This is a genomic window from Chitinolyticbacter albus (assembly GCF_024437655.1).
Lineage (GTDB): Bacteria > Pseudomonadota > Gammaproteobacteria > Burkholderiales > Chitinibacteraceae > Chitinolyticbacter > Chitinolyticbacter albus.
In genome coordinates this window covers 15,203-29,714 of sequence record NZ_JANBVF010000030.1, presented here as the reverse complement: position 1 = coordinate 29,714, position 14,512 = coordinate 15,203, and the positions used below count along the sequence as shown (strand labels likewise).

At 64.7% G+C, this 14,512-nt stretch carries 12 protein-coding genes; 4 read left to right on the top strand and 8 right to left on the bottom strand.

All coding sequences use genetic code 11. The features are described 5' to 3' along the window. Nucleotides 1–12: 12 nt before the first annotated feature. From NLI84_RS15090 to NLI84_RS15080, 3 genes are read right to left on the bottom strand one after another with little or no spacing between them, the layout of a single operon-like run. Nucleotides 13–3,108 (bottom strand): efflux RND transporter permease subunit, encoded by a 3,096-nt coding sequence (locus NLI84_RS15090; protein ID WP_255991474.1) that lies wholly within the window; start codon nucleotides 3,106–3,108, stop codon nucleotides 13–15. Next, nucleotides 3,105–4,211 (bottom strand): efflux RND transporter periplasmic adaptor subunit, encoded by a 1,107-nt coding sequence (locus tag NLI84_RS15085; RefSeq protein ID WP_255991473.1) that lies wholly within the window; start codon nucleotides 4,209–4,211, stop codon nucleotides 3,105–3,107. The genes NLI84_RS15090 and NLI84_RS15085 overlap by 4 nt, the downstream gene beginning before the upstream one ends. 17 nt (nucleotides 4,212–4,228) lie before the next feature. Next, nucleotides 4,229–4,867, bottom strand: coding sequence for a TetR/AcrR family transcriptional regulator (locus NLI84_RS15080; RefSeq protein WP_255991472.1), 639 nt, complete (start codon nucleotides 4,865–4,867; stop codon nucleotides 4,229–4,231). A 204-nt stretch (nucleotides 4,868–5,071) separates the two neighbouring features. Between NLI84_RS15080 and argB the strand changes: the two genes are divergently transcribed. The 4 genes from argB to NLI84_RS15060 all read left to right on the top strand — a co-directional run bounded on the left by argB (nucleotide 5,072) and on the right by NLI84_RS15060 (nucleotide 8,085). Further along, nucleotides 5,072–5,953 (top strand): acetylglutamate kinase, encoded by an 882-nt coding sequence (gene argB, locus NLI84_RS15075; protein WP_255991471.1) that lies wholly within the window; start codon nucleotides 5,072–5,074, stop codon nucleotides 5,951–5,953. Between the two features lie 119 nt (nucleotides 5,954–6,072). Continuing rightward, nucleotides 6,073–6,873: a response regulator gene (locus tag NLI84_RS15070; RefSeq protein ID WP_255991470.1), complete on the top strand. Its 801-nt coding sequence runs from the start codon at nucleotides 6,073–6,075 to the stop codon at nucleotides 6,871–6,873. Nucleotides 6,874–6,957: 84 nt separating this feature from the next. Next, nucleotides 6,958–7,392, top strand: a complete 435-nt coding sequence (locus NLI84_RS15065; RefSeq protein WP_255991469.1) for a CBS domain-containing protein — start codon at nucleotides 6,958–6,960, stop codon at nucleotides 7,390–7,392. 48 nt (nucleotides 7,393–7,440) lie between these two features. Then, complete coding sequence (locus NLI84_RS15060) at nucleotides 7,441–8,085, top strand: pyrimidine 5'-nucleotidase (protein WP_255991468.1); 645 nt, start codon at nucleotides 7,441–7,443, stop codon at nucleotides 8,083–8,085. Between the two features lie 43 nt (nucleotides 8,086–8,128). Here NLI84_RS15060 and NLI84_RS15055 read toward each other — a convergent pair whose 3' ends face one another. The 5 genes from NLI84_RS15055 to NLI84_RS19175 form a co-directional block, all read right to left on the bottom strand. After that, the gene (locus NLI84_RS15055; protein WP_255991466.1) at nucleotides 8,129–10,018 is read right to left on the bottom strand and encodes a potassium transporter Kup; all 1,890 of its coding nucleotides are present in this window, start codon (nucleotides 10,016–10,018) and stop codon (nucleotides 8,129–8,131) included. A gap of 30 nt (nucleotides 10,019–10,048) precedes the next feature. Continuing rightward, nucleotides 10,049–10,630, bottom strand: a complete 582-nt coding sequence (gene ampD / locus NLI84_RS15050; protein ID WP_255991465.1) for a 1,6-anhydro-N-acetylmuramyl-L-alanine amidase AmpD — start codon at nucleotides 10,628–10,630, stop codon at nucleotides 10,049–10,051. After that, nucleotides 10,617–11,312, bottom strand: coding sequence for a YoaK family protein (locus tag NLI84_RS15045; protein WP_255991464.1), 696 nt, complete (start codon nucleotides 11,310–11,312; stop codon nucleotides 10,617–10,619). The genes ampD and NLI84_RS15045 overlap by 14 nt, the downstream gene beginning before the upstream one ends. A 272-nt stretch (nucleotides 11,313–11,584) precedes the next feature. Continuing rightward, a complete protein-coding gene (locus NLI84_RS15040; protein WP_255991463.1) occupies nucleotides 11,585–12,949 on the bottom strand; it encodes a sigma-54-dependent transcriptional regulator in 1,365 nt (454 codons plus the stop codon). Continuing rightward, nucleotides 12,933–14,510: a sensor histidine kinase gene (locus tag NLI84_RS19175; protein ID WP_255991462.1), complete on the bottom strand. Its 1,578-nt coding sequence runs from the start codon at nucleotides 14,508–14,510 to the stop codon at nucleotides 12,933–12,935. The genes NLI84_RS15040 and NLI84_RS19175 overlap by 17 nt, the downstream gene beginning before the upstream one ends. Between the last annotated feature and the right edge of the window lie 2 nt (nucleotides 14,511–14,512).

The window sequence follows — 14,512 nt, the reverse complement described above, 5'->3', positions numbered from 1 at the left end:
TCCCCTGCATCGTCATTTGAGTTCTGCTGTCGGTGGTGCGATGCGCTGCCAGGCCGCGTAGAGCGCGGGCAGAAACAGCAGCGTCAGCACCGTTGCGACCAGGAGGCCGCCCATGATGGCCATCGCCATCGGGCCCCAGAAGGTATCGCGCGTCAGCGGAATCATCGCGAGGATGGCGGCCGCCGCCGTCAGCATGATGGGACGGAAACGCCGTACCGCCGATTCGACCACCGCCGTCCATGGATCGTGGCCTTGCGCGATGTCCTGCTTGATCTGGTCCATCAGGATCACCGAATTGCGGATGATCATACCCGATAGCGCAATGACGCCGAGCTGGGCCACGAAGCCGAAGGGGGCATTGAACAGCAGCAGCGCCATGGTCACGCCGATCAGGCCCAACGGTGCGGTGAGCAACACCATCACTGTCAGCCGCATGCTCTGCAGCTGGATCATCAACAGCGTCATCACCACCAGCAGCATCAACGGCATCACCGCGGCGATCGATTCCTGGCCGATCTTGGACGCCTCCAACGTACCGCCGACTTCGATGTGATAGCCGGACGGAAGTTGCGCGGCGATCTGATCCACCTTGGGTTGCAGCGCCTTCGTAACGTCCGGCGCCTGCGCGCCGTTGACATCGGCACGCACCGACAGCGTCTTCACCCGGTTGCGACGCCAGATCAGGCTCTCCTCGGCCTCCAGCTTCACTTCGCCCAATTGCGACAGCGGTACGCTGCGCCCGTTGGCGAGCTTGACCGGCAGATCGCGGATCGCCGTCAGCGAGGTGCGCTCCTCCGGAATCAGCCGCGCCACGACATCGATCAGATCGTTGTCCTCGCGGTATTGCGTCGCCGTCACGCCGGATACCGCCAGCTGCAGGTATTGCGCCAGCTGCTGCGTGGTCAGCCCCAGTTCGCGCAACTTGTCCTGGTCCGCGTGGATGCGCAGCACCTTCACCTGCTCGCCCCAGTCGAAGTGCACGTCGCGGGTATGCGGATTGCCACGCATCGCCGTAGCCACCTGCTCGCCAATCTGCCGCAACTTCGCCGGGTCTTCGCCGACCACGCGGAACTGCAGCGGGTAACCCACGGGCGGGCCGTTCTCCAGCCGGGTGACGCGGCCGCGCACCTGCGCGTAATCGCTGGCGAACAGCTGATTGACGCGGGCGTAGACGTTCTCCCGCACCTTCTCACCCTTGGTCATCACCATCAGCTGGGCGTAGTTAAGGTTGGGCTGCTGCTGATCGAGCGGCAGGTAGAAGCGCGGCGAGCCGGTGCCGGTGTAGGTGGTGACGCTCTCGACGTCCGGATCCTTCATCAGCGCCGCTTCCAGCTTCTTGGCCTCGCGCTCGGTCGCCTGGTACGACGCCGCGTACGGCAGCCACAGATCGACCATCAGCTCGGGGCGGCTGGAAGCCGGGAAGAACTGCTTCTGCACCGCCGTGCCAAACAGCAGCATGGCCACGACGAAGGCCGCCACCGTGGCAGCGATGGTGGTCTTGCGCCACGTGATGCACCAGGTGACCAGCGCGCGAAAGCGCCGGTAGAAGCGGCCCTGGTACACGTCGTGATCGTGCGCCTCCATCTTTTGCGGCAGCAGCTTGAAGCCGATATAGGGCGTGAACACCACGGCGACGATCCACGACAGGATCAGCGCGATGCCGACCACGGCAAAGATCGAGAACGTGTATTCGCCGGCGTTCGACTTGGCCAGGCCCACCGGCAGAAAGCCCGCCGCCGTGATCAGCGTGCCAGTCAGCATCGGCATCGCTGTGCTGGCGTAGGCGAAGGTCGCGGCATTGAAGCGATCCCAGCCCTGCTCCAGCTTGAGCGCCATCATCTCGACCGCGATGATGGCATCGTCGACCAAGAGGCCCAGCGCGATCACCAAGGCGCCGAGCGAAATGCGCTGCAGATCGATGCCGGCGAGCAGCATGCCAAGGAAGGTGAGCGCGAGCACCAGCGGGATCGACAGCGCGACGACGATGCCGGTTCGCCAGCCCAGGCTGAGAAAGCTCACCGCCAGCACGATGATCACCGCCTCGGCCAGCGAGTGCATGAAGATGCTGACCGCGTTCCTCACCACCGCCGGCTGGTCGGACACCGCGTGGAATTCGACGCCGACCGGCAGGCTGGCGCGCACACGCGCCAAGGTGTCGTCGATCTGCCGGCCCATCGCCATCACGTCGCCCCCCTTCTTCATCGAGACGCCAAGCCCGATCGCCTCCTGCCCCTGGAAGCGCATCTTGCTCTCGGGCGGATCGATGGTGGCACGGTGCACGGTGGCGATGTCGCCCAAGCGGAAGCGCTTACCCTGCACGTCGAGCACGGTATCGGCGACACGCCGGGTTGCATCGAAGTTGCCGGTGACGCGCACGAACACGCGCTCGTCGCGCCCCTCGATGACACCGGCCGCCGACAGCGCGTTGGTCGCGGCCAGCACCTGGTTGATCTGCGACGGCGCGATACCGAGCGCGGCGAGCTTGGCCGCCGAGTATTCGACGTAGATCTTCTGGTCCTGCACGCCGAAGAGTTCGACCTTGTTCACATCCTGGATGCGCAGCAGCTCCTGGCGCACGTCCTCGGCGTAGACCTTGACCTGCGGCATGGTGAAGCCGTCGCTGGTGAACGCATACAGATTGCCGTAGGTGTCGCCGAACTCGTCGTTGAAGAAAGGACCAGCCACCCCCTGCGGCAGGCCGCCCTGGCGCTGCAGGTCGTTGACGCGTTTCCTGATCTGGTACCAGGCATCGTCCACCTGATGGCCGCGTATCCACTCCTCCAGGCTGACGATGATCAGCGTCTCGCCGGCGCGCGAATAGCTCTTGGTGTAGTCGATCGCGGCGATGCCCTGCAGCGACTTCTCCAGCGGATCGGTGAGCTGGCGCTCGACCTCCGCGGCCGAGGCGCCGGGCCAGAACGCCCGCACCACCATGGCCTTGAAGGTGAACTCCGGGTCTTCCTTCTGCCCGAGCTTGGAATAGGCAAAGATGCCGGCCAGCGACAGCACCACGATCAGGTAGAACACCAGCGACTGGTGCTTCAGCGCCCAGGCCGACAGGTTGCCGTGCGTGGCATGCGAGGCGGGGTGTTTTTCCAGCTCGTTCATGCGCCGGCCCTCGTATCGGCCAGCCGCTTCACCTGCTGGCCTTCACGCAGCAGGTGCACGCCAGCAGTGACGATCAGATCGCCTGCTCGCACGCCCTCGACCAGCGCGGCATCCTCGATCAGCGCCGCCACCTTGACCGGTACCGCCTGCACCGTACCCGCCTTGGCGTTGAAGCGCCACACCTTCTGCGCGCCGGTATTGCCGAACAGCGCCGTCAGCGGCACGCGGGCACGGCCATTGGCCGCCGCGGTACCGGGCTGCGCCAGGCGCACGCTGGCACTCATGCCCAGTTGCACATCGGTTACCGCCTCGTCGAACGCCACCTGAGCCGGATAGGTGCGCGCCGCCGCATCAGCAGCCGGCGATAGCTCGCTGACATGACCCTTGATCTCGCGCCCCGGCAGCGCCCAGATGCGGATCAGTACCGCATCGCCCACCTTCACCGCACCACGCAGCTGCTCGGGCACATCGAGCGCGATCTCGCGCACGCCGTCGCGCGCCAGCTTGGCCACACCCTGCCCGGCGGCGACCACCTGCCCCGGCTCGGCCAGCACTTCGGTGATCACGCCGTCGGCATCGGCGGTCAGCGTGGTGTAGCCGGCCTGGTTGCGAGCCAGATCGCGCTGCGCGCCAGCCTGCTTGGCCGACTCACGCGCGGCATCGAGCGCGGTCTTGCGGTTGTCGACCTCGGCCTGGCTGACGAATTTCTGCGCCAGGAGCTGCACCGCGCGCTCGTAGTCCATCTTGGCCTGCGCCAGGCGTGCGTTGGCCGACGCCAGCTGGGCATCGGCGGCAGTGGCATTGAGCGAGGCATCCTGCGGATCGATGCGGGCGATGGCCTGGCCGCGCCGGACCACGCTGCCGATGTCGACCCGCCGTTCGATGAGCTTGCCGCCGATACGGAACGACAGCGGCGTCTCGACATGGGCACGCACCGTGCCGGCCAACTCGGCGCCGGATTCGGCCACCGCGCCGCCGACCTGCATCACGCGTACCGGGCGCACATCGGGCACCGGTTTGGTTTCTTCCTTGCAGGCGGTAAGCGTAACGCACGCAGCCAGGGCCAGCGGCCACAGGTACTGGCGGAAAAGTCTCTGCTTCATCGGGAAGGATCCTCGGATCATGGGGAATCGGTGGCGATGCCATGCAGCAGCGTGGCCAGCATGGCGTCGAGATAGCGGTACGGATCGAGCGGTGCGCCTTGGGCACAGGGGGCGAAGGCGTGCTGCCAGATCATCAGCATCACGATGGGTGCGGGAATCAGGTGCAGCAGGCTGTCGACATCGACCTGGCGAAACTCGCCGCGCCCCATGCCGTATTCGAGCACCCGCCGGATCAGCGCCTGACCCGGTGCGATGAATTCGTCGTAATAGATCTGCGCCACTTCCGGGAAATTGCGCGCCTCGGCGATCATCAGCTTGGGCAGCGCGGAAAAACGCGTCGCGCCCATGCGCTCCCACCACAGGCCGACGATGTGGCGCAGCGCATCGGCAGCGCTGCCCTCGAGCGGAGTCTGTGCAAGCTCGGCCATCCCGAGCTGCGGCAGCAGCAATTCGCGCAGTACCGCCTTGAAGATCTCTTCCTTGTTGCTGAAGTAGAGGTAGGGCGTGCCACGGGTGACGCCGGCGCGGCTGGCGATATCCTCGATCTTGGCGGCGGTGTAGCCCTTCTCGGTGAACACCTCCAGCGCCGCTTCGAGGATTTCTTGCGGCCGCGCTTCCTTGCGACGGGACCAGCGTTTGCTGAGTGGGCACTGCATCAATGCCATCCGATTTAATAAATGAATGTTCATTTATTTTCGTAGGGGAAAATACCGACGTCAATCGCGCTTTGCGCCCTCCTGCGTCAGGGAGACGAACGGCAGGACGAGCGGATTTGCATGCCGTCTGTGGTTTCGCCACGCACAAGCCGGTATCGCAGCGGTACAATCCGCTCCGTTTTCGCCGCCCGCCTAGGATCCGACATGAGCATCGCCATCACCCCGCAAGAAAAGGCCAATATCCTTTCGGAAGCCCTGCCCTATATCCAGCGCTTCTTCGACAAGACCATCGTGATCAAGTACGGCGGCAACGCCATGATCGACGAGGAGCTGAAGGAAGGCTTTGCCCAGGATGTGGTACTGCTCAAGCTCGTCGGTATGAACCCGGTGGTGGTGCACGGCGGCGGCCCGCAGATCAACGACCTGCTCGACCGCATCGGCAAGAAGGGTGAATTCATCCAGGGCATGCGCGTGACCGACGCCGAGACCATGGACGTGGTCGAGATGGTGCTGGGTGGCCACGTGAACAAGGAAATCGTGTCGATGATCAACAAGCACGGCGGCAAGGCCGTCGGCTTGACCGGCCAGGACGGCCACTTCATCCGCGCGCGCAAGATGTTCCTCAAGGGCGCCAACGCCGACGAGCTGGTCGATATCGGCCAGGTCGGTGAGATCGAGAAGATCGATCCCTCCATCGTGGCCCACCTCGATGCCGCCGACTTCATCCCGGTGATCGCACCGATCGGCGTCGATGCCAGCGGCGAGAGCTACAACATCAATGCTGATCTGGTGGCCGGCAAGCTGGCCGAAGTGCTGCACGCCGAAAAGCTGATCCTGATGACCAATACGCCGGGCGTGCTCGACAAGGACATGAACCTGCTCACCAAGTTGACCGCACGCCGCATCGACGAGCTGTTCGCCGACGGCACCATCTCGGGCGGCATGCTGCCCAAGATCTCCTCGGCGCTCGATGCAGCCAAGAGCGGCGTCAATTCGGTGCACATCATCGACGGCCGCGTGAAGCACGCGCTGCTGCTGGAAGTGCTGACCGAGCAGGGTGTGGGCACGATGATCCGCGCCAAGTAAGCCCCATCCGTATCCAGAAGGCCACCGCGAGGTGGCCTTTTGCATGCGGGGCATTCCATTCTGACCCTTGACAAGGTTGGCCGCCGGGCCAAAGCTCAAAGCTGACAACGGGGTGCCTCATGATAGAGCTCAAGTACCTGAACCTGTGCCTAGTCGAACCCTCCGGCGTGCAGGCGCACTTCATCCAGCAGGAGCTGGCCAAGCTGGGCGTCACGCGCGTCGAGCACGTACCCGACGGCAAGTCGGCCATGGAACGCATCATCGGCGGCCCACCGCTCGACGCGCTGCTGTGCGCGCTCTACCTGCCGGACATGACCGGTACCGATCTCGTCTATGCGCTGCGCGAAGACAGCGAGTACGGCCACCTGCCCTTCATCCTGATCTCGTCCGAGACGCGGCCGCAGGTGCTCGAACCGATCCGCCAGGCCGGTTCGCTCGCCATCCTGCCCAAGCCGTTCACCCACGAGCAGCTCGCCTTCGCGCTCAACAACACGCTGTCCTTCCTCAACGCCGACGTCGATCGCGACGCCTTCGCCCTGCTGCATGTCGATGACCTCAAGGTGCTGCTGGTCGACGACAGCGCCATGGCACGCCGCCATATCCGGACGATCCTGGAAAAGCTCGGCTTCGAGCATTTCGTCGAGGCCAGCAATGGACGCGAAGGCATGGCCGCGCTCGATGAGATCATGTTTGATCTTGTCGTCACCGACTACAACATGCCCGAGGTGGACGGGCGCGAGCTGACCGCATACATCCGCTCCCGCAGCGTGCAAAGCACGGTGCCGGTGCTGATGGTGTCATCCGAACACAATGAGGGCCGGCTGGCCGCGGTGCAGGAGGCGGGCGTCTCGGCCATCTGTGACAAACCCTTCGACACCGAAAGCGTCAAGGCGCTGCTGGTACAACTGCTTGCGCTCTGATCACAATAGGCGTGGCCGGCGCGCCCTTGCGGTTTGAAGGCCTGCGACTAGATTGGAAGTGTCCCCACCGCCCGAGGCTTACCAATGAAGAATGCCCGCCACCTGTTGGCCGAGAAACAGCTGAACGAAACGATCTCGATCTCGCCCCAGGCCACTGTCTACCAGGCGCTGCAACTGATGGCCGAAAAGAATATCGGTGCCGTGCTGGTGATGGAAGGAGAAAAGCTCGTCGGCATCTTTTCCGAGCGCGACTATGCGCGCAAGGTGATCCTGATGGGCAAGACCTCCGCGGGTACCGCCGTTGCCGAGATTATGACCCGGCGTCTGGTCTGTGTGCCGCCGACCATGCTGGTCGACGAGTGCCTGGCACTGATCACCGAGAAGCGCATCCGCCACCTGCCGGTACTCGACGGTGACAGACTGCTGGGCATCCTGTCGATCGGCGACCTGGTACGCGAGAAAATCGCCGATCAGGAGTTCACCATCGAGCAGCTTTCGCATTACATTCACGGACGTTGATCCAACCCCATCCTCGCCCAGCCGGCCGCGCGCCGGCTTTTTGCTGCCATGCCCCATCCTACCTGGCTGTTCGATCTCGACGACACGCTGCATCACGCGCACCGCCACGTCTTCCCCGTCATCGACGGCGAGATGACGCGCTGGATCGCCAGCCGGCTCGCCGTGAGCAAGGAGCAGGCGGACTGGCTGCGTCGCCACTACTGGCAGCGCTATGGCGCTACGCTGCTTGGCCTGATTCGTCACCACCAGGGCATAGACCCGGACGACTTTCTCGACGCCGTCCACCCGCTGCCGCGGCTAGTGGCCCCGCTCCATCCGGTTGCCGGGCTGAAGCGCACGCTGGCGCGCCTTCCGGGACGCAAGGTGCTCTATACCAATGGTCCCACCCACTATGGCGTCGCCATGCTCGCCGCCCTGGGCATTTCGCGACACTTTGTGCGCGTGGTGGGGGTCGACGCGCTGTCGCACACGCCCAAGCCGTTTGCCCGCAGCTATAGGCGGCTGTGCCGTCAACTGAAGCTGCAACCGCGGCGCTGCATCATGGTCGAGGACAGCATCGCCAACCTGAGGACGGCCAAGCGCCTGGGCATGAAGACGGTGTGGCTGCGCCCCCATCGACGCGGTCACGCGGCGGTCGATGTGCTGCTGCCTGGGTTGCATCACCTGCCGCTGCGTCGCAACGGCTGGCAATGAAAAACGGGCACCTTGGTGCCCGTTTTCGCTCGCTGGCCGACCATTACAGCTCGACCTGCGTCCCCATCTCGACGACGCGGTTGGGCGGAATCTTGAAGTAGCTGGTCGCCCGTGCCGCGTTGCGGCTCATCAGCGCAAAGAGCTTGCGCCGCCAAAGCGCCATCTCGGGGTACTTGGCCGCGACGATGGTCTCACGCGACAGGAAGAACGAGGTCTGCATCGCATCGAGATCGAGCTCAGGCTGCAGCGTCGTCACCTGCTTGAGGATGGTCGGCACGCTCGGCTCTTCCTTGAAACCGTAAGTCGCGACGATCTGGTAGAACGTCTCGCCCAGCTTCTTCACCACCACCTGCTCGCGCGCCGCCACGTAAGGCTCGTCGGTGGTCGCCACCGTCATGAACACCACCTGCTCGTGCAACACCTTGTTGTGCTTGAGGTTGTGCAGCAGCGCGTGCGGCACGCGATCGGCGTCGCCGGTCATGAAGATGGCGGTGCCCTCGACCCGCTGCGGCGGGCTGGCTTCGATCAACTCGACAAAGCCCTCCAGCGGCAGCTCGCCCTGGTGCAGCCTCTCGTTCAGCAAGACGCGGCCGCGCTTCCACGTCATCATCAAGGTGAATGCGATCACGCCGACCAGCAGCGGGAACCAGCCACCGTCGTGGATCTTGAGCGCGTTCGACGAGAACAGCATCACGTCGATCACCAGCATGACCGAGAGCAAGGCGAAGATGCCGGTGCGTGCGGCGCCGGTGAAACGCTTGCCGAGCACGGTGAAGGCCAGCAGCGTCGTCATCACCATGGTGCAGGTCACGGCAAAGCCGTAGGCGGAGGCCAGATTGCCCGAGGTGCGGAACAGCAGCACCAGCACGATCACCGCCGACAGTAGGAACCAGTTGATGCCCGGCACATAGATCTGGCCAATCTCGGTGTCCGACGTGTGCTCGATATTCATGCGTGGCGCGAAACCGAGCTGGATCGCCTGGTTGGTCATCGAGTACGCACCCGAGATCACCGCTTGCGACGCGATCACGGTGGCGACAGTCGCCAGCACCACCAGCGGCACCAGGCCCCAGGACGGCGCCATCAGAAAGAACGGGTTCTTGATCGCCTCGGGGTTCTGCATCAGCAGGGCGCCCTGGCCAAAATAATTGAGTACCAGCGCCGGCAACACCAGGCCGAACCAGGCGCGGCGAATGGCGGGGCGGCCGAAGTGGCCCATATCGGCGTAGAGCGCCTCGGCGCCGGTCAGCGCCAGCACCACGGCGCCGAGCAGCACGAAGGCCTGCCAGGCGTGGTGAACGATGAACTGCAGCGCGTAGATCGGGTTGATCGCCGCCAGCACGTACGGGTACTGGATCACCTGCCACAGCCCCAACAGGCCCAGCGCGGTGAACCACAGCACCATCACCGGGCCGAACACCTTGCCCACGCTGGCCGTGCCACGTGCCTGCAGCACGAACAGCGCAACCAGGATGACGATGGTCGCCGGCACGATATAGCCGTCGAAGCGGTGCGAGATCACGCCTATGCCTTCCAGCGCGGACAGCACCGAGATCGCTGGAGTGATGATGCTGTCGCCGTAGAACAGCGCCGCGCCGAAGATGCCGAGCGCAGTGAACAGCAAGGCACGCCGCGTTCCGGTACCGGCCTCGCGCAGCGCCAGCGCCATCAGCGCCAGCACGCCGCCTTCACCGCGGTTGTCAGCGCGCAGGATCAGCACCACGTACTTGATCGACACCACCAGCACCAGGCCCCAGAACACCATGGACAGCATGCCAAACACGTTTTCCTGGATGATGGGCAGCGGCACATGGCCGTTCAGACACTCCTTCAGCGTATAGAGCGGGCTGGTGCCGATGTCGCCGTAGACGACGCCGAGCGCGGCCAGCGTCAGCGCGGCCTGGCTGGAAGGGGAACTCTGGGACGATTGCATGGGGGCGGCTTGGATGCGAGGTTGCGCGGATTATAACCGTGCCACCGCCGGCTCACCCGGATTTGCCGGCCGCAGTTGCGGCAATGCAGCATGTACCTGCGTCCAATCGAAAAACGGCCCCGGATCAGTCTTGCGCCCCGGCGCGATTTCGCTGTGGCCGACAATGGCTTCCAGCGGGTAACGTTTGGCCAGCGCGTCCAAGAGTTCGAGCAGAACCTGGTATTGCGCCGGCTCGAACGGCACGAAATCGCTGCCCTCGAGCTCGATCCCCACCGAGAAATCGTTGCAACGCTCACGCCCGCACCAGTTCGACGCGCCCGCATGCCAGGCGCGGGCTTCGGTCGGCACGAACTGCAACAGCTCACCGTCGCGGCGGATCAGGAAATGCGCCGATACTCTGAGCTTTGCCAGCTCGTCATAGCCCGGCTGGGCGGCCGGGTCGATGCGGTTGGTGAACAGCCGCTCGATGTCGTCGCCCCCGAACTGGCCGGGCGGCAGGCCGATATTGTGGACCACGACGAGACGCACCCCATCGCCATCCGGCCGGGCATCGCAATTGGGGCTGGCGATCTGGCGCGCCTGGTCGCAGTAGCCTTGTTCATCGATCTGCATGATCTTTTCCGGCAAGGCCACCCGCATGCGTACGCCAACGGTATAGCCAGTAGACGAGGGCCAGCGCGAACGTGGTCGCGGCCGACACATAGAGCGCGGCGTAATGCAGCGCTGCAAATAAATGTGCGCCGCACAGGGCTCCCAGCAGAAAGCCGGACACCACCACGAGGCACAGCGTCAGCCTGCGCGGCTCGACTGCCCGCCCGCGCAGCCACTGGCCGAGCGCCAGACCCAGATCGGTCAGCATGCCGGTCACGTGGGTGGTGCGCACCACCGCGCCGCTGTACGTGGTGCCCATGCCGTTCTGCAAACCGCAGGCGAGCCCAGCCAGATAGCTGCCCCAGATCAGCTCGTGCTCCAACAGGGGCACCGCCAGCACCAGCGCGATCGTTTCAAGCCCCAGCACCATACCGTAGCGGCGACCAAGCCGCAGCGCACCGTCGCCGATGATAAGGCCGCTGAGCAGCGCGCCGCCAACGAAGGAGGCAATCACGGCCAGCAAGTGGCCGGATGCGCCCCATTGGCCCTGGGCCAGCGCGGCACCGAGCAAGGTCGTGGTGCCGGTCAGGTGCGTCACCGCCTGATGCTCGAAACTGAGATAGCCGACCACATTGACGAGGCCCGCCACCCAGGCGAGCACGAAACCACCCAGCCAGACCCAGCGCGGCAGCTGGAACAGCATGGCTAGAACCTGCTCACGGTCTTTTCGCACCAGCGTTCGCGGCAGTGCTGGCAGCGCGCAAGGCACGAGACACGCTGTGGTACGGGTACCACAAGTGGCGCGTAACGCCGCGCGCTGTCGGCAATGGCGCGAACCCGAAGGGCCGGCCCGTAAAACGGTCACTCACTGCGTTGCACTCCTTGCCAATAGCCACTGCTATTGGCAGCGTCGTCCGCCTTGTGCCTGACCATTTTACGGACCGGCGCCGGCGCGAAAAGATCGTGAGCAGGTTCTTAGTCCTTGCCCGCGATACCGAGTCGATCCATCCGGTAGCGTAGCGAACGGAAGGTGACACCCAGGTGTTTCGCCGCCTGGGTGCGGTTGCCGTTGGTTTTTTCGAGCGCATCGGCGATCGCGTTGCGCTCGACGCGGTCGAGGTAGTCCTGCAGCGGCCCACCGGCGCCACCGGTCTCCACGTCGCCTTCGAAGGTCTGTGGCTGCAATTGCAGGTCATCGGATGTGATCGTCGTGCCATCGGAGAGCGCCAGCGCCCGCTCCAGCGTGTTTTCCAGCTCGCGCACATTGCCCGGAAACCCATACTGACGCAGCGCCTTCAGCGCGTCGGTGGCAAACGCCGGCATGCTCATGCCATTTTGCTGAGCGAGGCGCGCCAGGACGTGTCTGGCAATCAGCACGATGTCATCGCCCATCTCGCGCAGCGGCGGCATCTTCAGCTCGATCACATTGAGCCGGTAATAGAGATCCTGGCGGAACTTGCCGCCCTCGACGCAGCGCGCCAGGTTCTGGTGCGTGGCGGAGATCAGCCGCACGTCGACTGCATCCTCGCTGGTGCTGCCCACCTTGCGCACCTTGCGCTCCTGAATCGCGCGCAACAGCTTCACCTGCATCGCCAGCGGCAGATCGGCGACTTCGTCGAGAAACAGCGTGCCGCCGGTGGCGGCCTGGAAGAAGCCGTCTCTATCCTGGTCTGCACCGGTGAACGCGCCCTTGCGATAGCCGAAGAACTCGCTTTCCATCAGGTTCTCAGGAATCGCGCCGCAGTTCACCGCGACGAAAGGCTGGGCGGAGCGATTGCTGCGCGCGTGGATCAAGCGCGCCGCGCGCTCCTTGCCGCTGCCCGATTCGCCGGTGATGTAGACCGGGGCCTGGCTGCGAGCGAGCTTCTCCACCAGTTCCAGCACCTGCTGGATCGCGGGTGAATCACCGAGCAAGGGCCGATCGCCGACAGGCAGCGGCGGCGTTGCCTCCTCGGTGTCATCGAGGCGCAGTGCCGATTTCACCAGCGTACGCAGTTGTTCCAGCGACACCGGCTTGGCGAGATAGTCGAACGCGCCGGCTTTGAGCGCCGCCACGGCATTCTGCGTGCTGCCGTAGGCGGTGATCACGGCGACCGGTACATCGAGCCGCGCTTCCTGGATGTATTGCACCAGCTCCAGCCCTTCGCCGTCCTGCATGCGCATGTCGGTCAGCACCAGATCGTAGGCGGTGCTCCCCAGCATGCCGCGCGCTTCCTTGACGCCGTTGGCCGTATCGACGTCCAACCCCATCTTGATCAGCGTGAGTTCCAGCAGCTCGGCCAGATCGACTTCGTCGTCGACCACCAGCACCCGGCGGGCATTCCTAGGTTTTCTCGCCATCTGTCACCTCGAAAACGATGCGGAAACACGCGCCCGACTCCACCGGCACGTATTCGAGCCAGGCCGAATTCGCGGCGCAGATCTCGCGGGCAATATACAGCCCCAGGCCGGTTCCCTTGGATTCGGTCGTAAAGAAAGGCTCGAACAGTTGCGTCTGCGCGTCGGCCGGCACCGGCGGCCCGTCGTTGAGCACGTCCAGCCGCCAACGGCCGACTTCATCGCGCGCCACGGCGAGCCGCAAACTACCCGGCTGCCTGCTGCAGTAGCGCCAGCCGTTACGCACCAGGTTCCATAGTACCTGCTGCAGATGGGCCGGATCGAAACGCAGACGCGCCTCCGGGGGACACTGCCAGACGATCGCGATATCGATGCCCTCGCTTTGCGTCACCTCGTCGACAAAAATCACCAACCAGGGTGTAAGCTCGATTTCGATCCGCTTGAGACGATCGCGCCGGTTCAGTTCCAGCACGTCGGCGACCATGCGCTCGAGCCGCGCGGCATTGTCGTTGATGATGCGGGTCAGCTTCTGGCCCAATGGGTCATCTGCCGCTTCCTCCGCCAGCAATTGTGCGGCGTGGGTAATGGCACTCAAGGGATTGCGGATCTCGTGCGCCAGGTTGGCAGTGAGACGGCCGAGCGCGGCGAGCTTGAGCTGCTGCGATTCGCGGCGCAGCCGGTCCATGTCCTCCAGGTAAATCAGTACATCGCCGCTGACTGTGAACGAGGCCGGAACCAGGCGCGGGCGCAGCGTCTTGCGGGTGACCGCCGCCTGCACCAGCGCGGGCTGGGTATAGGGATCATCCCGCCAGCGCATCACCGCCGCAGCCAGTTCCGGCAGGTACAGCGCCAGGGGCCCGCCGGGCTCGGCACGCCCGCCTATCAGCCTGACCGCCTGTTCATTGGCCTGCCGGACATTGCCGGCCGCGTCGATGACCAGCACGCCGTCGGACACGTCCTGCAGGATGCGGGCATTGAGCTGGCCCAGGTTTTCCAGGTCGACGCCACGCTGCTGCGCCAGCGCCTCGCTCTCGCGCGCATAGCGCGCCAGCCGGTGGGCAAGCCATGCCACCGCGAAGCTCCCCACGCAAAGCAGCACCACGTTGCCGTAGTCGTCCTCGCGCGCCACACCGCCATAGATGCGCAGCGAATGCTCGATCAGGAGCGCGATGCTGGCGAGCGCCGCGTGGAACAGCGTCATCCGGCCGCGCGAAATCAGACCGGCGGCGGCGATATAGCACAGCAGCAGGATGCCAAGGCCGCTGCGAATACCGCCGAACAGGTGGACCAGCGACACGATGAAGGCGATGTCGGTCGCCGCATGCAGCGTCAGCTGCAGATCGAAGCGTGGCAGCCGAAAGCGGATGCCGAACAGAAAGCCCAGCCCTGCCAGCGTGTAGGCGGACGCCAACCAGAGGAAGGCGTTCCAGGTTCCTTCGTTGTCGAAGGCTCCCGGCGTATACCAGCCCACGCCGACCAGCAGCGCGATGACCGATAACAGCCGGAAGGTATTGAGCAGGCTGAGCGAGCGCCAGTAAACCTCGCTCACGGCGTGGCTACTCACGC

Excerpts from the sequence above, each read along its gene's own strand:
- NLI84_RS15070 (WP_255991470.1), top strand. The coding sequence starts at position 6,073 with ATGATAGAGCTCAAGTACCTGAACCTGTGCCTAGTCGAACCCTCCGGC.
- NLI84_RS15060 (WP_255991468.1), top strand. The coding sequence starts at position 7,441 with ATGCCCCATCCTACCTGGCTGTTCGATCTCGACGACACGCTGCATCAC.
- NLI84_RS15090 (WP_255991474.1), bottom strand. The coding sequence starts at position 3,108 with ATGAACGAGCTGGAAAAACACCCCGCCTCGCATGCCACGCACGGCAAC.
- NLI84_RS15055 (WP_255991466.1), bottom strand. The coding sequence starts at position 10,018 with ATGCAATCGTCCCAGAGTTCCCCTTCCAGCCAGGCCGCGCTGACGCTG.
- NLI84_RS15080 (WP_255991472.1), bottom strand. The coding sequence starts at position 4,867 with ATGCAGTGCCCACTCAGCAAACGCTGGTCCCGTCGCAAGGAAGCGCGG.
- NLI84_RS15065 (WP_255991469.1), top strand. The coding sequence starts at position 6,958 with ATGAAGAATGCCCGCCACCTGTTGGCCGAGAAACAGCTGAACGAAACG.
- NLI84_RS15085 (WP_255991473.1), bottom strand. The coding sequence starts at position 4,211 with ATGAAGCAGAGACTTTTCCGCCAGTACCTGTGGCCGCTGGCCCTGGCT.
- NLI84_RS15045 (WP_255991464.1), bottom strand. The coding sequence starts at position 11,312 with ATGCTGTTCCAGCTGCCGCGCTGGGTCTGGCTGGGTGGTTTCGTGCTC.
- ampD (WP_255991465.1), bottom strand. The coding sequence starts at position 10,630 with ATGCAGATCGATGAACAAGGCTACTGCGACCAGGCGCGCCAGATCGCC.
- NLI84_RS15040 (WP_255991463.1), bottom strand. The coding sequence starts at position 12,949 with ATGGCGAGAAAACCTAGGAATGCCCGCCGGGTGCTGGTGGTCGACGAC.
- argB (WP_255991471.1), top strand. The coding sequence starts at position 5,072 with ATGAGCATCGCCATCACCCCGCAAGAAAAGGCCAATATCCTTTCGGAA.